The sequence below is a fragment of the uncultured Jannaschia sp. genome (assembly GCF_947503795.1).
Lineage (GTDB): Bacteria > Pseudomonadota > Alphaproteobacteria > Rhodobacterales > Rhodobacteraceae > Jannaschia.
In genome coordinates, this window is the sequence record NZ_CANNEZ010000001.1 from 1,382,753 (window position 1) to 1,403,969 (window position 21,217).

Consider the following 21,217-nt stretch of genomic DNA (forward strand, 5'->3'; position numbering starts at 1 on the left):
TGATGGACACGGGTCTGCCCGCGTCGGCGCGGGCGGCGAAGAAAATCGATTCGGGGGACGATGACTTGACGCGTGCGGATCGCACAAGGGCGACCCAGGAGGTCTCGCGCATCCTCGAGACGCTGCTCCACCGCGAGCGGTCGTCGCCCCCGCCCGACGCGGCGGGGCCGCGGCCCACCTCGGACCTCGTGCGCCTCGTGATCGCCGACCTTCCGGATCCCCGGATCTCACCCGAAGATGTCATTGCCGAGATCCGGGCCCGGTTCCCCAGCGCGCAGGTCCTGTTCGTCGCGCCGCAGGACGGCGCACCCGTCGCCGACGCGGTCCCTGTCCATCCGGTGCCGTCCGACACCACCCGAAATCCGCGTCCCGCCCGGACTGCCGCCAAGGCCGACACCTTCCCGCGCCAGTTCTCGGCCCGCCAGACGCAGGTGCTGCGGGGACTGGTGCGCGGTCTTTCAAACAAGGCGATCGCGCGCGACCTCGATCTGGCCGAGTCGACGGTGAAGGTGCACGTCACGACCATCTACCGCGCCCTCGGGGTGAACAGCCGCGCCGCGGCGATCGCACTGGTGATGACGTCCGACGCGCTTCGGGCCGAGCTCGACATCTGACCGCTGTGTCATTTCACCAAGCTGCGCCCCTTATCCCGTTCTGCGACTGCACATTTTTCGACCGCCTCGCCTCGTGGGTGGAAGGGGGCCGTGGCATCGAAGTCACAGGGGAGACGGGATGTCGCAGGCTATCCGCCGCCTGTCGTCTGCCCGTCACGAACCTGCCGCAGCGCAGCACGAACGCGTCTTGGACGCCACGGATCGGGCCCGGACCGGAGCCGCGGCAACGGCGCGCGCCGACAGCCGGTTGACCAGCGATTCATCCAGAGAAGTGAGGGGGTTGGCGGAGAGACAGGGATTCGAACCCTGGGTAGACGTTAATCCACAACGGTTTTCGAAACCGTCCCGTTCGACCACTCCGGCACCTCTCCGCGACCTGGTGGTGGCGCGTCCTTAGTCGGGCCGCGCGGGCCGCGCAAGGGGGTCGATTCCCCGTGACGGGCCGCAAAAATCGAACCGCGCCCCGCTTCCCTCGCGCGGTTGCGGCGTGTTCACTCGATGGCAGGGGACTGAGGGAGCAGAGCGATGAAAACATCGACCCGTATTCTTGCGACACTTGCCTGCGGCATGGGCCTTATGGTGGCCGCCGCGCGCGCCGACACTCCACCGACGGAACCACAGCTCGAGGCCTTCGAGGCGGACGCATTCGCGCAGCTGATGGTCGCGGCGCAAGCCGAACCGCTGATGCAGATCGTGGCCACCGAAGGCGCGCGGCACGGGCTGGGCCTCGAAGCCTCGCTCTTTCCGGGGCGTGGTGGTGCGGCATGGCGACAGGTCGTGTCGACCATCCAGGCGCCGGACCGCCTCGTGCCGCTTCTGGCCAAGGCGCTCCGCAGCGAATTGGCACCCGAGGATGCCGCCGCCGCCGCTCGCTTCCTCAATGACGGGGCGGGTGCCCGCGTGGTCGAGCGCGAGATCGTCGCGCGTCGCCAGATGCTCGACAGCGATGTCGAGGCCGAGGCGCGACAGGCCTCCGCCGCCGCATTCGAGAACGGGACGGCCCGTGCCGAGCTGATCGGCGAGATGATCCAGGCGCTCGACCTGGTGACGGTCAACGTCTCGGGCGGGCTCAACGCCAACTATGCCTTCTACCGGGGGCTCGGCGACGGCGGAGCGCTCAAATCGCGCCTGACCGAGAGCGAGATGATCGCGATGGTCTGGGCGCAGGAAACCCAGGTCCGTCGCTCGATCCGCGGCTGGTTGCAGGGCTATCTCTCGTTGGCCTACGCGCCGCTGAGCGATGACGAGTTGCGCGACTATCTCGCCTTCACCAAGACCGCGCCCGGTCGCCGCTACATGTCGGCGATGTTCCAGGGCTTCGGCTCTGTCTTCGAGACGACGTCCTACGAGCTGGGTCTCGCGGCGGCGAAGTTCATCGCGCAACAGGACGCCTGACCGTCGGTTGACAGGCCCGCGGGGCCATGGAATAGGCACGACCGGGGCTGTGGATCGATTCCGCGGCCCCGTTTCATTCGACTTGTCCCTGACGGGGCACGCTGTCCGAGGTGGACCCGCCGCAGGTGGGGCCGCAAAGACCCGCAAGGGCACCACAGGGCGCGAGAGATACATAGGAGAGAGCGGATGTTTGCCGTTCTGAAGACCGGTGGCAAGCAGTACCGGGTCGCCTCGGGCGACGTGCTGCGTGTCGAACGCCTGGCCGCCGAGGCGGGCGAGACCATCCAGTTCAACGATGTCCTGATGCTCGGGGGCGACACCGTGACCGTCGGTGCGCCAACGATCGAGGGCGCGGCCGTGCAGGCCGATGTGATCGACCAGATCAAGGGCGAGAAGCTGATCCACTTCGTCAAGCGTCGCCGGAAGCACTCGTCCAAGCGCACCAAGGGCCACCGTCAGAAGCTGACGCTGATCCGCGTGACGGACATCCTGTCGTCGGGTGGCGACAAGACCGGCGTGAAGGCCGCGATCGGGACCGGTTCGGTCTCCGCCGCCGCGCTGGCCGCCATGGCGCCCGCGTCGAACAAGCCCAAGCGCGCCGAGGCCGCCAAGCCCGCCGCGAAGGCCAAGGCCGCCACGAAGCCGAAGGCCGCCGCCAAGCCCAAGTCGACCGAGACCGCGACGGATGCCGAGAAGATCGTCGAGGCCGCGGCTTCGGGCACGAAGCCCTCGAACCTCCTCAAAGAGGCGCGTGGCGGCAAGGCGGACGATCTCAAGAAGATCTCCGGCGTCGGCCCCAAGCTTGAGGGCCTGCTGCACGAGAACGGCGTGTTCCACTTCGACCAGATCGCCGCTTGGGGATCGGACGAGATCGCCTATATGGATGACCGACTGTCGTTCAAGGGTCGCATCGAGCGCGACAACTGGATCGACCAGGCGACCACGTTCGCCGCAGAACAGGAGTAAGGACAGATGGCACACAAGAAAGCCGGTGGCTCCTCCCGCAACGGCCGCGACTCCGCGGGCCGTCGCCTTGGCGTCAAGCTCTTCGGGGGCCAGGCCGCCATTCCGGGCAACATCATCGTCCGCCAGCGCGGCACCAAGTGGTGGCCGGGCGCGGGCGTCGGCATGGGTCGTGACCACACGATCTTCGCCACCGAGGAAGGCGCCGTGACGTTCCGCAAGGGCTTCAAGGGCCGCACCTATATTTCGGTTCTCCCCGTGGCGGAGGCCGCCGAGTAAGCCGAACCTCACATACGTGATGACAGGGGGATCGGCGCCAGCCGGTCCCCTTTTTCTTTCCAGGGGGTCTCCATGACCCAGATTTGTCTTGTCCTGACCGCGGCCAAGGTCGCGATCCGCCCGTTTCGGCCGGCGGGGACGACGGTGCGCCGCGATGGGCGGGCCCGGTGCGTCCGGCAATCGACGTCGTACGGGCGGACGTGAGCGTCGCGGTCGCAAGCTTCGCGGTCTTCGCCGCCAGCCAGGTCGGCACGCCCGGTCCGGCCAACATGGCGCTGATGGCCACCGGCGCGCGCTACGGCCTGCGCCGGGCGCTGCCCTTCGTGGCGGGCGTCGTCCTCGGAAAGCAGCTCATCATTTGGCCCATCGGCTTCGGTCTCATGCAGTTGGCCGAAACCGCACCTTGGGCGTTCGAGGCGCTGAAATGGGCCTCGGCTGCCTATATCGTTTGGCTCGCCTGGAAGGTCGCGAACCTGCGACTGGGCGAGGGGGGCGATGCCGCGGCACCCGGCTTAGCGGCCGGCCTGATCGTGCATCCGCTGAACCCCAAGGCCTGGGCGATGATCACCGGTGGGTTCACCGCCTTCGTCGCCCCCGGCACGCCCGCGCTCGAGGCGACGGCCTGGATCGCGCTCGTCCTGCTCGGCTGCCAACTTGCGCTTCACCCGCTCTGGACGCTCGGGGGCAGCCTGATCGCGGCGCGCCTGCGGGGCCGTCCCGCCGAGCGGTACCTGATGTGGACCCTTGCGGCGCTGACCGTCGCCAGCGTCCTGTTCGTCCTGTTCTCCGGAGGACCGGCATGACCCCCCAACGCTCCCCCGTCCGCATCGACCGGATCGCGACCCAGGATCAGCCCGTGATCTCGACCGCGCGGCTGTCGCTGCGCCCGCTGCGTCGCGCCGACATGGGGCTGATCGAGCTCTATGCGGGCGACGAGCGGGTCGCGCGCAACACCTCCTCCATCCCGCATCCGCTGCCGCCGGGCGCGGTCGATGCCTTCGTCACGCGCATCATGGCGGGCGAAGGGGACGACACCGTCTGGGCGATGGACGCGACCGAGGCCGGCATGGACGAGCTGGTGGGCGTTGTCAGCCTCAGGGCGATGGACCGCGACCAGGCCGAGATCGGCTATTGGGTCGCGCCGGGTGTGTGGAACACCGGCCTCGCCTCCGAGGCCGTCGGCGCGCTTATGGCGGCGAACCCCGATCGCAGCGCGCAGGTCTTCGGCACCATCATGCAGGACAACCCGGCCTCGGCCCGTGTGCTGACCAATGCGGGCTTCGACTACATTGGCGACGCCGAGACGTTCTGCGTGGCGCGCGGCGCCGTGGTCCCGACCTGGACCTACATCCGCCAGATGGCTTGAGGCCGCCCGATGGCGCGCATAAGGACTGAGACATGAAGTTTCTCGACCTCGCCCGCGTCTATATTCGGTCCGGTGGAGGCGGCAACGGTGCCGTCTCGTTCCGGCGCGAGAAGTATATCGAATACGGCGGCCCCGATGGCGGCAATGGCGGACGCGGTGGCGATGTCATCGTCGAGACGGTCGACGGGCTGAACACGCTGATCGATTTTCGCTACCAGCAGCATTTCTTCGCCAAGTCGGGGCAGGGCGGCATGGGCCGCCAGCGCACCGGCAAGGACGGTGACGACATCGTCCTTCGCGTGCCTGTCGGCACAGAGATCCTCGACGAGGATCAGGAGACGGTGATCGCGGACCTGACCGAGCTGGGCCAGCGGGTCGTGCTGGCCAAGGGCGGCAATGGCGGCTTCGGCAATCAGCATTTCAAATCCGCCACCAACCAGGCGCCGCGCCGCGCCAATCCCGGCCAGCCGGGGGTCGAGCGGACGATCTGGCTGCGCCTGAAGCTGATCGCGGATGTGGGCCTTCTGGGTCTGCCCAATGCCGGCAAGTCGACCTTCCTGTCGGTGACGTCGAATGCGCGGCCCAAGATCGCGGACTACCCCTTCACCACGCTGGTGCCCAATCTTGGCGTCGTCGGCGTGGACGGTGTCGAATTCGTCGTGGCCGACATCCCCGGCCTGATCGAGGGTGCCCATGAGGGCCGGGGCATCGGCGACCGTTTCCTGGGACATGTCGAACGCTCGGGCGCGCTGCTGCATCTGGTCGACGGGACCAGTGCGGACGTGGCCGAGGATTACCGCATCATCGTCGGCGAGCTTGAGGAATATGGTGGCGGCCTCGTCGAGAAGCCGCGCCTGACCGTGCTTAACAAGGTGGATGCGCTGGACGAGGACGAACTGGCCGAGCGGCGAGCTGCGCTTGAAGCCGCGTCCGGCGGCGAGGTCATGACGATGTCCGGCGTGGCGGGCACCGGCGTAACGGAGGTGCTGCGCGCGCTTCGCGTCCTCATCAACCGCGAGGCGGCGGCGTCCGAGCCCGATGCCGCCGATGACGAGCCGTGGACGCCGGTCTGAGCGCGCGGCGCCTGGCGGGCGCCAGGCGGATCGTCGTCAAGGTCGGATCGGCCCTGCTGGTCGATCGCGACACGGGACGGCTGCGCGCCGACTGGCTGGCCGGTCTGGCCGCAGACGTGGCCGCGCTCCGGGCACAGGGTCAGGACGTCATCCTCGTCTCTTCGGGGTCGATCGCCCTCGGGCGGCGCGTGCTCGGGCTTGCCGCTCCGCTCAGCCTCGAACAGTCGCAGGCCGCAGCCGCCGTGGGCCAGATCCGTCTGGCCGGGGCCTATGCCGATGCGCTCGGCCCGCTGGGCGTCACCTCGGCGCAGATCCTCCTGACCCTCGACGACAGCGAGGACCGGCGGCGATACCTGAACATGCGCTCGACCTTCGAGACGCTTCTGGCGCTCGGCGTCGTGCCCATCGTCAACGAGAACGACACCGTCGCCACCGACGAGATCCGCTTCGGCGACAACGACCGACTGGCCGCACAGGTTGCCGCAATGGCGGGCGCGGATGTCTGCATCCTGCTGTCGGACGTGGACGGGCTCTATACCGCGAACCCCAATCTCGACCCGGACGCGACCCACCTGGCCGACGTGCCCGAGATCACGCCCGAGATCGTCGCCATGGCGGGCGAGGGGGTGTCGGGCGTGTCGAAGGGAGGGATGATTACCAAGGTCATCGCAGCGCGGACGGCGACAGATGCGGGCTGCGCGCTGGTGATCGCTGCGGGGGGTGCCCTGCATCCGCTCCGCGCGCTGTCGGACGGCGCGCGCGCGACGTGGTTTGCCGCCCGTGACGATCCGCGCACGGCACGCAAGCGCTGGATCGCGTCGATGAAGCCGCGCGGCACCATCGCGGTCGATGCGGGCGCGGCCCGCGCGTTGGCCGAGGGGCGCAGCCTGTTGCCGGCGGGTGTAACCTTCGTCGGCGGGCCGTTCGGACGCGGCGATCCGGTGACCATCGAGGGGCCCGACGGTCGCGCGATGGGGCAGGGGCTCGTGCGCTATACCGGCGACGAGGCGCGGCGTATCAAGGGCCTCCGCTCGGGTGACATCGCGGATGTGCTGGGCTATCCCGGCCGCGCGGCACTGGTCCACCGCGACGACATGGCGATCTGAGGAGACGCGACATGAAGGACATCGCCGACGACATTCCCGCCCTGCTCCACCAGATGGGCGAGGCCGCGCGGAAAGCGGCCGTGACCCTCGCGCAGGCCAGCGCCGGGCAGAAGACCGCCGCGCTCGAGGCCGCCGCCGATACGCTCTGGTCCCGCCGCGCCGAAATCGTCGAGGCCAACGCCCGCGACATGGAATTCGGACGCGAGAAGGGGCTGACCGACGCCATGCTCGACCGGCTTTCGCTGGATGAGGACCGGATCGCCGGCATCGTGGCCAGCCTGCGCGCCATCGCGGCGCAGGACGATCCCGTCGGGCGCGTGCTGGCCGAATGGGACCGGCCGAATGGCCTCAACATCCGTCGCGTCGCCACGCCGCTGGGCGTCGTCGGTGTCATCTATGAAAGCCGCCCGAACGTCACGGCCGATGCCGGCGCGCTCTGTCTCAAGGCCGGGAACGCGGTCATCCTGCGCGGCGGATCCGAAAGCTTTCATTCCTCCGGCGCGATCCACGCCGCCATGGTCGAAGGCCTGCGCGCGGCGGGCCTGCCCGAGGACGCGATCCAGCTCGTGCCGACCCGCGATCGCGCCGCCGTGCAGGCGATGCTGACCGCGGTCGAGCATATCGACGTGATCGTCCCGCGGGGCGGCAAGGGCCTCGTCAGCCTCGTCCAGCGCGAGGCGCGGGTGCCGGTCTTCGCCCATCTCGAAGGCATCGTGCACATCTATGTCGATGCGTCGGCCGATCCCGAGATGGCGAAGACGGTCGTCCTGAACGCCAAGACCCGCCGCACCGGTATCTGCGGATCGGCTGAGTGTCTGCTGGTGCATCGCGACATCGCGGACACGCTGGGGCAGGACCTCTGCGACATGCTCATGGACGCCGGGGTCGAGGTCCGCGCCCAAGGGATGCGGGGCACCGTCGCCGCCACCGAGGAGGATTGGGGCACCGAATTCCTCGACATGAAGATCGCCGCGAAACCCGTTGATAACGTTGCAGATGCCATCACGCATATCCGGCGCTACGGGTCGAACCATACCGATTGCATCCTCGCCGACGATCCCGCGCCGGTCCAGGCGTTCTTCGACGGGCTCGACAGCGCCATCCTGATGCACAACGCCTCGACCCAGTTCGCCGACGGGGGCGAATTCGGGATGGGGGCCGAGATCGGAATCGCCACGGGCAAGATGCACGCGCGCGGCCCCGTCGGCGCCGAGCAGCTCTGCAGCTTCAAGTATCTCGTGACGGCCGACGGCGCGACGCGGGCCTGAGGCGGCGGGCATGGCCGGGCCGCCCGACATGACCCTGCTCCGCCGGATGCTCGAGGCCCTGCCGGAGCCCGCGATCCTGCTGGACGGCAACGGGCGCATCGCCATCGCCAACGACGCTGCCTGCGACCGTCTCGGCGTATGGGTCCTGGGCAAGTCCTATGTCAGCGCGCTGCGCCAACCGGGGCTGCTGGGACCGGTCGAGGACGCGCTGTCGGACGGTCAGGCGGGGCGCGCGCGCTTCACCCATTCGTCGGGCGCGGTCGAGTCGCTCTTCGACGTCCACGTGACACCCCTTGGGGACGGGCCGCGCGGCATGGTGATGCTGGTCTTCCGCGACCTGTCCGAGGCCCGCGCGGGCGAATCCATGCGCCGCGATTTCGTCGCCAATGTCAGCCACGAGCTGAAGACGCCGCTGACCGCCGTGATGGGCTTCATCGAAACACTGCAAGGACCGGCGCGCAGCGATCCCGCCGCGCAGCAGCGATTCCTCGCCCTGATGGAGCAGGAAACGGCGCGGATGAACCGGCTGGTGTCCGACCTTCTGTCGCTCAGCCGTCTCGAGGGGCAGGCGCGGCGACGTCCCACGGACGAAATCGACCTGTCGCGCCTCGTGGGAGAGGTGATCGAGATGTTGCGGCCCGGCGCGGGGGGCGTGACATTCGTCTCCGACGGGCCGGACTCAGCACCGGCACCGGGGGATCGCGACCAGTTGATTCAGGTGATGTCGAACCTAGTCGAGAACGCCGTAAAGTACGGCGCCGATGCGGGCACGGTGCGCGTCGCGCTCGCGCCCATCGCACGCGAGCCGGTGCTGAAAGGCCCCGCGTGGCGCATCACCGTTGTCGATGACGGCCCCGGCATCGCGCCCGAACACCTCCCGCGCCTGACCGAACGGTTCTACCGCGTTGACACGGGCCGCAGCCGCCAGCAGGGGGGCACGGGGCTCGGGCTGGCGATCGTCAAGCATATCGTGAACCGCCATCGCGGACGGCTCAGGATCGACAGCCGCGAGGGGCGCGGCACCACGGTCGAGGTGGTTCTTCCGGCTCTTTCTCCGGGGCCGTCATAAAACTGTTACCCAACCTTCACAAAAGCCCCAAGTGGGAGGCCTAGGTCGCGCCCAACGGATGCCAGGGGGGTGTCCGTCAGATAGATCCACACAGGAGACATCCATGTCCGTCACCAAGACCGCGATCTCGGCCCTGGCCATCGCCGCCGTGTCCGCCACCGCCGCCGTAGCCCGCGACCAGGTGCAGGTCGCAGGCTCGTCCACCGTCCTGCCGTACGCGTCCATCGTGGCCGAGGCCTTCGGCGAGAATTTCGACTTCCCGACGCCCGTCGTTGAATCGGGCGGCTCGTCTGCCGGTCTGAAGCGCTTCTGCGAAGGGGTCGGCGAGAACACGATCGACATCGCCAACGCCTCCCGCGCCATCCGCGACGGCGAGCGCGAGGCCTGCGCCGCCGCCGGCGTGACGGACATCATCGAGGTCCGGATCGGCTATGACGGCATCGTCTTCGCCAGCCAGCAGTCGGGCCCCGCCTTCGACGCCTTCACGCCCTCGCAGTGGTACCTCGCGATGGCCAAGGAGATCCCCGGCGAGGATGGCGCGCTCGCCGCGAACCCGAACACCACCTGGTCCGAGATCGATCCGGCCCTTCCCGACGCCGAGATCCTCGCCTTCATTCCCGGCACCAAGCACGGCACGCGTGAGGTCTTCGAGGAGAAGGTCGTCCTGCAGGGCTGCGAGGATACCGGCGCGATGCAGCGCATGATGGACGGCGGCATGGACGAGGACGGTGCCGAAGGGGCCTGCATGTCGATCCGTGACGATGGCCGCGCGATCGATATCGACGGCGACTACACCGAGACGCTGGCCCGCATTGAGAGCGACCCGAACGGCGTCGGCGTGTTCGGTCTCTCGTTTTACGAGAACAACACCGACAAGCTGAAGGTCGCGACGATGGGCGGTGTGGTGCCTTCGACCGAGACCATCTCGACCGGCGAATACCCGGTGTCGCGCCCGCTCTACTTCTACATCAAGAAGGCGCATATCGGCGCGATCCCCGGCCTGAAGGAATTCGCCGAGTTCTTCGTCTCGAACGACATCGCCGGTCCCTACGGTCCGCTGGCCGAATACGGCCTCGTCTCCGATCCGGAACTGGGCGCGGTGCAGGCGACCGTGACCGACGAAACGGTCATGAACTGATGCGATCGGACCGGGGCGGCGACGCCCCGGTCCACCACGTAAGGCCTGGGGGCAGCTGACATGTCGCTGACGACGATCCTACTGATCCTCGCCATTCTCGGGGCCGCGTCCTTCGTCCTGGCCCGCAGCCGCGCGCTCGGCTCGGTCGACGGCGACGCCCGGCGGCTCCACTCCCTCCCGACCTATTACGGCATGAACGGCCTCCTGACCGCGGTGCTGCCCGCACTCGGTCTGCTCGTGCTCTGGCTGATCGTGCAGCCCCTCGTGCTGGAGCGGTCTATTGCCGCCGATTTCCCGACCGCCGCCATCCCCGAAGGCAGCACCATCGGGCTCGTGATGTCCGACATACGTCGCGTGGCCGACGGGCTCGACGCGGTGCCCGATCAGGGCGCGCTCGCGGGCCAGGATCTCGACGCGCTTGCGGCCACGATCCAGGACGGCGGCACAGCGCTCGGTGCGACACTGACGCCCGAAATCGTGGCGGCGGCCGAGGATTACCGCGGCGCCCGCGCCTGGCTCCGCGGCATCATGATCGTCGCGGTCCTCGCCGTCGCGCTGATCGGCGCGGCCATCGCGTGGCGGATGTCGAACGGGGCGTTCCGCGCGCGCAACGTGGTCGAACGTGGCGTGCTGGTCCTGCTGATCGCCGCCGCCTCCATCGCCGTCCTGACGACCGTGGCGATCGTACTTTCGATGCTCTTCGAGACGATGAACTTCTTCCGGCAGTATCCGGCGTTGGAGTTCTTCTTCTCGACCAACTGGGCGCCCAGCTTCTCGGGCCGGGGCGGCGCGTCCGAGCTGGGCATCCTGCCGCTTCTCTGGGGCACACTCTACATCAGCTTCATCGCGCTCGTCGTCGCAGTGCCCATCGGGCTCTTCGCCGCGATCTACCTGTCGGAATACGCAGGCAAGCGGTTCCGCAGCATCGCCAAGCCCCTGATCGAGATCCTCGCGGGCATCCCGACCATCGTCTACGGCCTCTTCGCGCTGATTACGGTCGGCCCGCTCCTGCGCGACGCCATCGCGTCGCCGCTGGGTCTGGGCAACTCGGCGTCCTCGGTGATGACGGCGGGGCTCGTGATGGGGATCATGTTGATCCCCTTCGTCTCCTCGCTCTCGGACGACATCATCAACGCGGTGCCGCAGACGATGCGAGACGGCTCGCTGGGTCTCGGGGCCACCCCGTCCGAGACGATCCGTCAGGTCATCGTGCCCGCCGCCTTGCCCGGCATCGTCGGCGCGGTGCTTCTGGCCGCATCGCGCGCCATCGGTGAGACGATGATAGTGGTCCTCGGGGCAGGGGCCGCGGCCCGGCTCGATCTCAACCCGTTCGAGGCAATGACAACCGTCACCGTCAAGATCGTCAGCCAGTTGACGGGCGACACCGATTTCGCCTCGCCCGAGACGCTCGTGGCGTTTGCGCTCGGGCTGACGCTCTTCGTCATTACGCTGGGGCTGAACGTCCTCGCGCTCTTCATCGTGCGCCGCTACCGGGAGCAATACGAATGACCGACGCGACCGCGCCCGCCTCCCGCGCCGGGGAGGGCAGCCTCTTGGGGCAGGACAAGCGCACGGCGAAGCGCAACGCCGCCGAGAAGCGGTTCCGGGCCTACGGGCTGACGGCGGTCTGTATCGGCGTGCTGATGCTCATCATGCTGCTGACATCGATCCTGTCGAACGGGCTTTCGGCCTTCCGCCAGACCACGATCGAAATCATGGTCCCGCTGGTGGCCGAACGCCTCGACCCGACCGGCAATCGCGACCCCGAGGAGATGGCCAAGGTCACGACCTTCGGCTATGCGCCGCTGCTGCGCGACGGCTTCGAGTCGACCCTCGCCGCCGCGGGGATCGAGACCGAGCTTGACGCCGGTGAGGCTGCCGACCTCATCTCGGACGAGAGCGTGGCCCAACTTCGCAACTACGTCCTCGCCAATCCCGATCTACTGGGCGAGACGATCCCGGTCGAAGTGCTGGCCAACGGGCGGATCGACGGCTTCTTCAAGGGCCGCGTGACCTATGCGACGGCCGAGCTGGACCAGAACGTGAGCCCCGCGCAGTTGCAACTGGCCGAAGACCTGGTTGCCGCGGACCTGATGGAGACGGGCTTCAACTGGCGCTTCCTGACCGCCCCCGACGCCTCCGTTACGCGCCCCGAAGCCGCGGGCCTCGGCGTCGCAATCATCGGCTCGCTCTACATGATGCTGATCGTCCTCGTACTGGCGCTGCCCATCGGCGTCGCGGCGTCGATCTATCTCGAGGAATTTGCGCCGCAGAACCGCTTCACCGACCTGATCGAAGTGAACATCTCGAACCTTGCCGCCGTGCCGTCGATCGTCTTCGGCATCCTCGGCCTCGCGATCTTCATCAACTTCGCGGGCCTGCCGCAATCGGCGCCCATCGTCGGTGGCCTCGTCCTGACGTTGATGACGCTGCCGACGATCATCATCGCCACGCGCGCGTCGCTGAAATCGGTGCCGCCCTCGATCCGCGACGCCGCCCTGGGGATCGGCGCGTCGAAGATGCAGTCGGTGTTCCACCACGTCCTGCCGCTCGCGATGCCAGGCATCCTGACCGGTACGATCATCGGGTTGGCGCAGGCGTTGGGCGAGACGGCGCCGCTTCTCCTGATCGGGATGGTGGCCTTCGTGCGCGAATACCCGGCCGGCCCGCCCGAGGGCCTGTTCGATCCGGCGACCGCATTGCCGGTCCAGATCTTCAACTTCACCCAGCGGTCGGACCCCGCCTTCGTGGAGCGCGCAAGCGGCGCGATCATCGTGCTGCTCGCATTCCTGCTTCTGATGAACCTGACGGCCATCTTCCTGCGCCGCAAGTTCGAGCGGCGGTGGTAGACGGGAGCGGTATGATGAACGACATGCGACTGACGGAGAGAGCCGTGGACCAGGGCGAAAACAAGATCACGGCGCGCGGCGTGCAGGTGTTCTACGGCGACACGCACGCGATCAAGGATGTCGATGTCGACATTGCGGACAAAACCGTGACGGCGTTCATCGGCCCCTCGGGCTGCGGCAAGTCGACCTTCCTGCGCTGCATCAACCGGATGAACGACACGATCCCCATCGCACGGGTCCAGGGCGACATCCGCATCGATGGCGAGGACATCTACGACAGGCGCGTCGACCCGGTTCAACTGCGCGCCAAGGTCGGCATGGTGTTCCAGAAGCCGAACCCGTTCCCGAAATCGATCTACGACAACGTGGCCTACGGCCCGCGCATCCACGGTCTGTCGTCGAACAAGTCCGACCTCGACGACATCGTCGAGCGTTCGCTCCGCCGCGCGGCCCTCTGGGACGAGGCGAAGGATCGCCTGCAACAGCCCGGCACCGGGCTTTCGGGCGGGCAGCAGCAGCGTCTCTGCATCGCGCGCGCTGTCGCCACCAATCCAGAGATCCTGCTGATGGACGAGCCCTGTTCGGCTCTCGATCCCATCGCCACCGCGCAGGTCGAGGAGTTGATCGACGAGCTGCGCCAGAACTATTCGGTCGTCATCGTGACGCACTCGATGCAGCAGGCCGCGCGGGTCAGCCAGAAGACCGCCTTCTTCCATCTCGGCAGCCTCGTCGAATACGGCGAGACAGGCCAGATCTTCACCTCGCCTGAAGATCCCCGCACCGAGAGCTATATTTCCGGCCGGATCGGCTGAGGAGCATCCCATGATCCAATCGAACCACATCGCCACGGCCTTCGACCGCGACCTCGAAGCCATCCAGGCACTCATCATGAAGATGGGCGGCCAGGTCGAGGACGCCATCGCCAAGGCGACCGATGCGCTGGCCGACGGGGACGCCGAACTGGCCGACCGCGTTCGGCGCGGCGACAAGGCCATCGACGCCATGGAGCAGCATGTCAGCGAGGAGGCCGCGCGCGTCATCGCGCTGCGCCAGCCCATCGCGACCGATCTGCGCACCGTGCTGACCGTGTTCCGCATCTCGGCTGCGCTGGAGCGGATCGGTGACTACGCCAAGAACATGGCCAAACGCACCGAGATCATCATGGAGCTGCACACCGTCGATGGCAGCGAGGCGTCCCTCAAGCGGATGTCCAAGGCCGTGCAGATGATGCTGAAGGACGTGCTGGACGCCTATATCCAGCGCGATGCCGATCTCGCCGCCGACGTGCGCGCCCGCGACGAGGAGGTGGACCAGATGTATAACGGCCTCTTCCGCGAATACCTGACGCACATGATGGAAGATCCGCGCAACATCACGGCCTGCATGCACCTGCATTTCATGGCCAAGAACATCGAGCGGATGGGCGACCTCGTGACCGGCATCGCCGAGCAGGTCATCTACCTCGTGACCGGCGACATGCCCGACGAGGATCGCACCAAGGCCGACATCACGAGCCGTCCCGCGGGCGGCACCGCGGGCTGATGTCGGCCCGCCCCGCCGTCCTGGTGGTCGAGGACGAGGCCCCGCAGCGCGAGGTGCTCGTCTACAACCTCGAGGCCGAGGGCTACGAGGTGCGTCAGGCGACGTCGGGCGATGCGGCCATGGATCTTGCGCGCGAGGACGCGCCGGACCTGATCCTGCTTGACTGGATGCTGCCCGAAGTGTCGGGGATCGAGGTCTGTCGCCGCCTGAAATCCGCCGCCGATACGCGGTCGATTCCCGTCATCATGATCTCGGCCCGCTCCGAGGAGGTGGACCGCGTGCGCGGCCTCGAGACGGGGGCCGACGACTACGTGGTGAAGCCCTATTCCGTGGTTGAGCTGATGGCCCGCATCCGCACCCAGCTTCGCCGCGTCCGCCCCGCTAGCGTGGGCGAGCGGCTGGAGCATGGCGACGTCGCCATCGACACGGTCGAGCATCGCGTCTTCCGGGGCGGCGAGGAGCTGCATCTGGGCCCGACGGAATTCCGGCTGCTGACGACCTTCCTCGAACGGCCCGGCCGCGTCTGGTCCCGCGACCAGCTTCTCGATCGGGTCTGGGGCCGCGACGTCTATGTCGACAGCCGCACCGTCGATGTCCATGTCGGGCGGCTGCGCAAGGCGCTGCGCGTCGCCGAGGGGCAGGCCGATCCGATCCGCACGGTGCGGGGCGCGGGCTACGCGCTCGGCTGAGCCCGTTCGGTCAGGGCGCGCAGCACGTCGTCCGCTGTCACGCGCCCCACGGACGCACCGTCGCGCGTGACCGTGACCGGACCCGTGCGTACGGCGGCCATCACCGCGTCGAGCGAGGTGTCGTGGGGCAGGGCGGTCGTGCCGTCGATGGAGCCGGCAGTGCTCATCACGTCTTCGGCCGTCAGAACCCCGAGCGGGTTCATATGTGCCACGAAATCCGCGACATAGGCGTTGGCGGGGGCGGCGATGATCTCCTGCGGGGTGCCGCACTGGATGATGCGCCCGCCTTCCATGATCGCGATGCGGTTGCCCAGCTTGAACGCCTCGTCGAGGTCGTGGCTGACAAAGAGGATCGTGCGTTGCAGCCGGCTCTGCAGCTCCAACAGTTCGTCCTGCAGTCGCGACCGGATCAAGGGGTCCAGGGCGCTAAAGGGCTCGTCCATCAGGAGGATCGGCGCGTCGGTCACGAAGGCACGGGCCAGCCCGACCCGCTGTTGCATGCCGCCGGAAAGTTCGGCCACCTTGCGGTCGCCCCAGTCGCCGAGGCTCACAAGCTCCAGTTGCCGGTCCACCCGTTTGGTGATCTCCGCCTTGGACATGCCCGCAAGCTCCAGCCCGAGGCCGACATTGTCGCGCACCGTGCGCCACGGAAGAAGGCCGAATTGCTGGAACACCATCGACACGCATTCGCGCCGCACCTGGCGCAGATCGGCGGCGTCGGCCTCGGGCAGGGTGCAGGACCAGTCGCCGTCGCGCACCACGACCCGGCCGCGCACGACGGGGTTCAGCCCGTTCACCGCGCGCAGCAGCGTCGACTTTCCCGACCCCGAGAGGCCCATCAGGACCACGATCTCGCCCGGCGCGATGTCGAGGCTGCAATCATGCACCCCGAGGATCTGGCCGGTGCGCGACTGGATCTCGCTCCGGTCGAGGCCCTCGTCCATCAGGGGGAGCGCCGCCTCGGGCTTGTCCCCGAAGACGATCGACACGTTGTCCAGTCGGACAGCGGGTTCGGTCATTTCGCGGCCCCCCGGTTCAGCATCCGGTCGAGCATGATCGCGACGACGACGATGACGATCCCGCTTTCGAAGCCGAGCGAGGTGTTCACCTGGTTGAGCGCGCGGACCACCGGCACCCCGAGGCCGTCCGCGCCCACCAGTGCCGCGATGACCACCATCGACAGCGAGAGCATGATCGTCTGGGTCAGCCCGGCCATGATCTGCGGCGCGGCATAGGGCAGCTCGACCTTCCAGAGGACCTGCTGCGCCGTCGCCCCGAAGGCGCGCGCGGCTTCAAGCAGGGGCAGGGGGGTGGAGCTGACGCCGAGATAGGTCAGGCGGATCGGCGCGGGCAGGACGAAGATCACCGTGGCGATCAGGCCCGGCACCATGCCGATGCCGAAAAAGACGATGGCCGGGATGAGGTAGACGAAGGTCGGCAGCGTCTGCATCAGATCGAGCACGGGCCGCATCGCCGCATAGAGGCGCGGGCGATGGGCGGCCGCGATACCGATGGGCACGCCCACGGCCATGCAGACGACGCAGGCCGAGAGGACGAGCGTCAGGCTCTCGGTCGTTTCCTCCCAGTAGCCCTGGTTGAGGATGAAGAGGAACCCGAGTGCCACCAGCAGGCACGGCTTCCACGACCGGCGCAGGCCCCAGGTGATCGCCACGAAGACCGCCACCACCAGAAGCGGCGGCGGCGTCTGGAGCACCCAGAGGATCGCGTCGATCATCGCCTCCATGGCGATGGCGAGGCCGTCGAAGAACCAGGCGCCGTTCTCCTGAAGCCAGTCGAAGATCGCGGCGGCGGTCCGGCCGACCGGGATCTTGGTCTCGGTCAGCCAGTCCATGCCGATCAGTTCAGCGCGGCCGTCACGGCCTCGGTCGCATCGCCGCCATCGAGCGTCGTCACCCCGTCGAGCCAGCCCCCGAGCACGTCCATGTTGGCCGAGATCCAGGCGGACGCGGCCTCCTCGGGATCGGCGCCGTCATCGAGGATGGCGCCCATGATCTCGTTCTCCATCGCGAGCGTGAACTCCATGTTCTGGAGGAGCGCGCCGACATTCGGGCATTCCTCGACATACCCGGCGCGGGTGTTGGTATAGACCGTCGCGCCGCCGAGATCAGGGCCGAAGAACTCGTCGCCGCCTTCGAGATAGGTGAGGTCGAAATTCGCGTTCATCGGATGCGGCTCCCACCCGAGGAAGACGATCGGCTCGTCGCGCTTGGTCAGGCGGTCGACCTGCGCCAGCATGCCCTGCTCGGAGCTTTCGACCACCTCGAAGCCGGACAGGCCGAACGCGTCGCCGTCGATCATCGACTGGATCAGGCGATTGCCGTCATTGCCGGGCTCGATCCCGTAGATCTTGCCGTCGAGCGCGTCGGTCTGCGCGGCGATATCGGCAAATGTATTGATACCAAGAGCTTGCGCGGCGGAGTTCACAGCCAGCGTGTACTTGGCGCCCTCGAGGTTGGCGCGCACCGTGTCGACCGTCCCGGCCTCGCGGTAGGGGGCGATGTCGCCTTCCATCGTGGGCATCCAGTTGCCGAGGAACACGTCGATATCGCCTTCGGCCATCGAGGTGTAGGTCACCGGCACCGACAGGACCTTGACGTCGGTCTCATAGCCGAGCGCGTCGAGCACGACAGTCGCGGCGGCGGTCGTGGCCGTGATATCCGTCCAACCGACATCGGAGAAGCGAACCGTGGAGCATTCGGCGGCCGCGCTTGCGGCGGTCAGGGCCAGCGCCGAGGCGCCGAGGGTCAGACGAAGCATGTGAGTTCTCCCGTTGATGCGTTTTGCGGCGACTAGACGCCATCGGGGGGCGGGACGCAACACGGGGCCCTTCGTGCGTGTATAAGTCCGTTAACCGGAATTATGTAAAATACAGATACACCGGTGGAACCGCTTGCCGGGCTGCGGCGCCCTGCTATCCATACGCGATGACCGACGCCAGCGCATCAGATCGTCTCGTGATCCTCGGCTCCAAGGGCGGCCCCGCGATCCGGCGTGGCGGTCCGAACCCGACCGCGTCACTCCTTCAGATCGACGGGCGCGCTTGCGTGGTCGATTGCGGGCTCGGCGCGACGCGCGGACTGGTCGAAGCCGGCCTCGATCTCAAGCGGCTCGACCTGATCTTCATCACCCATCTTCACAGCGACCATGTTCTCGAACTCGGCCCGCTGCTCCACACCGCCTGGACCAGCGGCTGGTCGACACCTGTGGCGATCTACGGGCCGCCGGGCCTCGACGCGCTCTGGCACGGGTTCCTCGCGTCGCTGGCCTACGATATCGACCTGCGCATCGCCGACGAAGGCCGCCCCGACATGCGCGACCTCGTCACGATCCACGAGATCGCCGAAGGCCCGCTCGACGTGCCGGGCCTCGAGGTCGCAGCGCTCCGTGTTCACCATCCGCCCGTCACCGACTGCTTCGCGCTCCGCTTCGACGGCGCGACAAGGCGTGTCGTCTTCAGCGCGGATACCGCGCCATTCCCGCCGCTGGAGGATTTCGCACGCGACGCCGACATCCTGATCCACGAGGCGATGCTGGAGCGCGGGATCGACCGGCTGGTGGCCAAGACCGGCAACGGCAAGCGGTTGAAGGCGCATATCATGGCCAGCCATACCGAGGCCGCCGATGTCGCACGGCTCGCGACCCGCGCGCGCGTGCGCCATCTGGTCCTGCATCACCTGGTGCCGGCGGATGACCCGGAGATCGGACGGGATGATTTCGAGGCCGCCGTCACGCCGCATTACGACGGACGGCTGACGGTCGCCTCGGACGGGCTGTCGATCCCGCTCTGACCACCCTCCCCCGGTTGCGCCTCGACTCCGATGCGGCGTGTTCGTAACTTGGCGCGGCCTGAGCCGTGCGGAGCCCGAATGGACGATCTCGACCGTTATCTTCTGTCGTTGACCCGGCTGACGGAGCTGGAAGAGGTCTGGAACGCCCACGCCGCGCGCATGGCGACCTACGGGTTCGATCGCTGTCTCTACGCCGCGACGCGCTTCCGCACCGATAACGGCATGGGCGACCTGCGCGACGCGCTGATCCTGACCAACCATCCGCGCGAATTCACCCAAGGGTATCTCGAGTCCGATCTCTTCCGCGATGCGCCGCTTGTCCGCTGGGCGATGCAGAACGTCGGCGTGATGAGCTGGTCCGAGATCCTGACCGATGCCAAGGCGGGCAAGCTCTCGCCTGCAGAGCTTCGCGTGATGGAGTTCAATCGTCGCCACGGCGTCAACGCGGGCTACGGGATCAGCTTTCCGCGGGTGTCGCCGCGCACCGGGCACGGGATCGGACTGGCCTCGACGACCATGACCCAAGAGGCGGTCGATGCCCTCTGGCAGGACAAGGGCGACGAGATTGAGCTTCTCAACAACGTCGCGCATCTGGTGATCCTGTCCCTGCCCTATGGCGAGCATGGCCACGCGCTGACCCTGCGCCAGCGCGAGGTGCTGGAGCTGGTGGCTGACGGCAAGACGGCGCAGGACGTGGCACAGGTGCTGGGTCTGACGGCGGCGACGGTCGAGAAACACATGCGTCTCGCGCGCGAAGCCCTCGACGTCGAGACCACGGCGCAGGCCATCCGCAAGGCCACGATCCAGAATCAGGTCTTCCGCTACGAGAATGCCGACGCGGGGTAAGGAATCCCTGACTTGGGCCATCGCTTCCCTAGCGTCATGCTGAACCCGTCCGGTGAGATCGGGGCCGTTCGCCCCGAAGGACACCCCGGCGGGTCGGCGCGCATCGTTACGCGTGGCCACCGTTCGGTCTGACGCGGCGGCGGGCATGGTTTCGTCCGTCGTCGACTGCGGCCCCGCCTCTCCCTCCCCAAGGGGCCAGACGTACGGGCGGCGCCGAGTGTGACCCCGGCGCCGCCAAATCCTCCAACGATATCAGTGGGTCAGGCTCGGCCGACCTTGGCGACCTCGGCGGCGAAATCTTCCTTCACGACCTCGATGCCCTCGCCCACTTCCAGCCGGACGAAGCCGGTGATCGAGACACCGGCCTCGGCCGCGGCCTGTGCGACGGTCAGGTCGGGGTTCACGACGAACTGCTGGTTCAGCAGCGTGACCTCGGACATGTACTTCTTCATCCGGCCCTCGATCATCTTCTCGATGACCTGCTCGGGCTTGCCGCTCTCGCGGGCGATGTCGATCTGGACCTGACGCTCCTTCTCGACGATCGCGGCGTCGAGATCGTCTTCCGACAGCGAGGCCGGGTTCACGGCCGCAACATGCATCGCGACCTGCTTGCCGAAGGCGTCATTGGCCCCCGACAGCGCGACCAGAACGCCGATCTTGCCCATGCCGGGGGCGGCCGCGTTGTGCACATAGGAGGTCACGGCGTCGCCCGAGAGCTTGGCCATGCGGCGCACGGTCATGTTCTCGCCGATGGTCGCGATCTTGTCGGTCACGATGGCCTCGATCGACTTGCCGCCGATCTCGAACGCCGTCAGCGCGCCCAGATCCGGAACGGCCAGCGCGGTCTGCGTGATCTCGGAGACCATCTTCTGGAAATCGGCGTTCTTGGCGACGAAATCGGTTTCGGAATTGACCTCGACCGCGACGCCCGTGCCGTCCTTGACGGCGACGGCCACGAGGCCCTCGGCGGCGGTGCGGCCCGACTTCTTCGCGGCCTTGGCCAGGCCCTTGGTCCGCAGCCAGTCGATGGCCGCTTCCATGTCGCCATCGGTTTCGGTCAGCGCCTTCTTGGCGTCCATCATGCCTGCGCCGGTCGTGTCGCGCAGCTCTTTCACCATGCTCGCGGTGATCGCCATGATTTCGTCTCCTGTGAATGTGGTCATCGGGACGCGGTTACGTGAACCGCGCCCCGCAAGTGTTTGACGTCGAAG

At 67.7% G+C, this 21,217-nt stretch carries 22 protein-coding genes and 1 tRNA gene; 18 read left to right on the plus strand and 5 right to left on the minus strand.

What is annotated here, in order from left to right; genetic code table 11:
• The first annotated feature begins 65 nt into the window (after positions 1-65).
• Positions 66-614 carry a response regulator transcription factor gene (locus Q0833_RS07335; RefSeq protein ID WP_298431869.1) on the plus strand — a complete coding sequence of 183 codons (549 nt, stop codon included), beginning with the start codon at positions 66-68 and terminating at the stop codon, positions 612-614.
• A gap of 281 nt (positions 615-895) precedes the next feature.
• Here the strand turns inward: Q0833_RS07335 and Q0833_RS07340 are convergent.
• Positions 896-985, minus strand: a tRNA-Ser gene (locus tag Q0833_RS07340).
• A 154-nt stretch (positions 986-1,139) separates the two neighbouring features.
• On the opposite strand from Q0833_RS07340, the gene Q0833_RS07345 reads away from it, so the two are divergent.
• The 15 genes from Q0833_RS07345 (at position 1,140) to phoB (ending at position 15,351) form a co-directional block, all read left to right on the plus strand.
• A complete protein-coding gene (locus Q0833_RS07345) occupies positions 1,140-2,009 on the plus strand; it encodes a hypothetical protein (RefSeq protein WP_298431872.1) in 870 nt (289 codons plus the stop codon).
• A gap of 186 nt (positions 2,010-2,195) precedes the next feature.
• The gene (locus Q0833_RS07350; RefSeq protein WP_298431875.1) at positions 2,196-2,975 is read left to right on the plus strand and encodes a 50S ribosomal protein L21; all 780 of its coding nucleotides are present in this window, start codon (positions 2,196-2,198) and stop codon (positions 2,973-2,975) included.
• A 6-nt stretch (positions 2,976-2,981) separates the two neighbouring features.
• Positions 2,982-3,251 carry a 50S ribosomal protein L27 gene (gene rpmA / locus Q0833_RS07355; RefSeq protein ID WP_298431878.1) on the plus strand — a complete coding sequence of 90 codons (270 nt, stop codon included), beginning with the start codon at positions 2,982-2,984 and terminating at the stop codon, positions 3,249-3,251.
• 200 nt (positions 3,252-3,451) lie between these two features.
• Positions 3,452-4,054, plus strand: coding sequence for a LysE family translocator (locus tag Q0833_RS07360; RefSeq protein ID WP_298431881.1), 603 nt, complete (start codon positions 3,452-3,454; stop codon positions 4,052-4,054).
• Complete coding sequence (locus tag Q0833_RS07365; RefSeq protein WP_298431886.1) at positions 4,051-4,617, plus strand: GNAT family N-acetyltransferase; 567 nt, start codon at positions 4,051-4,053, stop codon at positions 4,615-4,617. The genes Q0833_RS07360 and Q0833_RS07365 overlap by 4 nt, the downstream gene beginning before the upstream one ends.
• Before the next feature lie 32 nt (positions 4,618-4,649).
• Positions 4,650-5,690, plus strand: coding sequence for a GTPase ObgE (gene obgE, locus Q0833_RS07370; RefSeq protein WP_298431888.1), 1,041 nt, complete (start codon positions 4,650-4,652; stop codon positions 5,688-5,690).
• Positions 5,691-5,701: 11 nt separating this feature from the next.
• Positions 5,702-6,796 (plus strand): glutamate 5-kinase, encoded by a 1,095-nt coding sequence (gene proB / locus Q0833_RS07375; RefSeq protein WP_298435049.1) that lies wholly within the window; start codon positions 5,702-5,704, stop codon positions 6,794-6,796.
• A gap of 11 nt (positions 6,797-6,807) precedes the next feature.
• Positions 6,808-8,064: a glutamate-5-semialdehyde dehydrogenase gene (locus Q0833_RS07380; protein WP_298431893.1), complete on the plus strand. Its 1,257-nt coding sequence runs from the start codon at positions 6,808-6,810 to the stop codon at positions 8,062-8,064.
• A gap of 28 nt (positions 8,065-8,092) precedes the next feature.
• Positions 8,093-9,133 carry an ATP-binding protein gene (locus Q0833_RS07385; RefSeq protein ID WP_298431896.1) on the plus strand — a complete coding sequence of 347 codons (1,041 nt, stop codon included), beginning with the start codon at positions 8,093-8,095 and terminating at the stop codon, positions 9,131-9,133.
• A gap of 103 nt (positions 9,134-9,236) precedes the next feature.
• Entirely contained in the window at positions 9,237-10,271 is a 1,035-nt protein-coding gene (locus tag Q0833_RS07390; RefSeq protein ID WP_298431899.1) for a substrate-binding domain-containing protein, read from the plus strand.
• Positions 10,272-10,331: 60 nt separating this feature from the next.
• On the plus strand, positions 10,332-11,780 hold the full coding sequence (gene pstC, locus Q0833_RS07395) for a phosphate ABC transporter permease subunit PstC (RefSeq protein WP_298431901.1): 1,449 nt from the start codon (positions 10,332-10,334) through the stop codon (positions 11,778-11,780).
• A complete protein-coding gene (gene pstA, locus Q0833_RS07400) occupies positions 11,777-13,120 on the plus strand; it encodes a phosphate ABC transporter permease PstA (protein ID WP_298431904.1) in 1,344 nt (447 codons plus the stop codon). The genes pstC and pstA overlap by 4 nt, the downstream gene beginning before the upstream one ends.
• Before the next feature lie 14 nt (positions 13,121-13,134).
• Positions 13,135-13,932 (plus strand): phosphate ABC transporter ATP-binding protein PstB, encoded by a 798-nt coding sequence (gene pstB / locus Q0833_RS07405; protein WP_298431907.1) that lies wholly within the window; start codon positions 13,135-13,137, stop codon positions 13,930-13,932.
• 10 nt (positions 13,933-13,942) lie between these two features.
• On the plus strand, positions 13,943-14,662 hold the full coding sequence (gene phoU / locus Q0833_RS07410; RefSeq protein ID WP_298431910.1) for a phosphate signaling complex protein PhoU: 720 nt from the start codon (positions 13,943-13,945) through the stop codon (positions 14,660-14,662).
• Positions 14,662-15,351, plus strand: a complete 690-nt coding sequence (gene phoB, locus Q0833_RS07415; RefSeq protein WP_298431913.1) for a phosphate regulon transcriptional regulator PhoB — start codon at positions 14,662-14,664, stop codon at positions 15,349-15,351. Before phoU ends, phoB begins: the two co-directional genes overlap by 1 nt.
• Here phoB and choV read toward each other — a convergent pair.
• Genes choV through Q0833_RS07430 form a run of 3 tightly spaced genes read right to left on the minus strand, consistent with a single transcriptional unit; the run spans position 15,336 to position 18,129 of the window.
• Positions 15,336-16,370, minus strand: a complete 1,035-nt coding sequence (gene choV, locus Q0833_RS07420; RefSeq protein ID WP_298431916.1) for a choline ABC transporter ATP-binding protein — start codon at positions 16,368-16,370, stop codon at positions 15,336-15,338. The genes phoB and choV overlap by 16 nt on opposite strands.
• Positions 16,367-17,203, minus strand: a complete 837-nt coding sequence (gene choW, locus Q0833_RS07425; RefSeq protein ID WP_298431919.1) for a choline ABC transporter permease subunit — start codon at positions 17,201-17,203, stop codon at positions 16,367-16,369. Before choW ends, choV begins: the two co-directional genes overlap by 4 nt.
• 5 nt (positions 17,204-17,208) lie before the next feature.
• Entirely contained in the window at positions 17,209-18,129 is a 921-nt protein-coding gene (locus Q0833_RS07430) for a choline ABC transporter substrate-binding protein (RefSeq protein WP_298431922.1), read from the minus strand.
• Between the two features lie 167 nt (positions 18,130-18,296).
• Here Q0833_RS07430 and Q0833_RS07435 point away from each other — a divergent pair, with 167 nt between their 5' ends.
• On the plus strand, positions 18,297-19,160 hold the full coding sequence (locus Q0833_RS07435; RefSeq protein ID WP_298431925.1) for an MBL fold metallo-hydrolase: 864 nt from the start codon (positions 18,297-18,299) through the stop codon (positions 19,158-19,160).
• A gap of 78 nt (positions 19,161-19,238) precedes the next feature.
• On the plus strand, positions 19,239-20,006 hold the full coding sequence (locus tag Q0833_RS07440) for a LuxR family transcriptional regulator (protein WP_298431928.1): 768 nt from the start codon (positions 19,239-19,241) through the stop codon (positions 20,004-20,006).
• Positions 20,007-20,266: 260 nt separating this feature from the next.
• Here the strand turns inward: Q0833_RS07440 and tsf are convergent, their stop codons facing one another.
• A complete protein-coding gene (gene tsf / locus Q0833_RS07445) occupies positions 20,267-21,142 on the minus strand; it encodes a translation elongation factor Ts (protein WP_298431931.1) in 876 nt (291 codons plus the stop codon).
• Positions 21,143-21,217 lie beyond the last annotated feature (75 nt).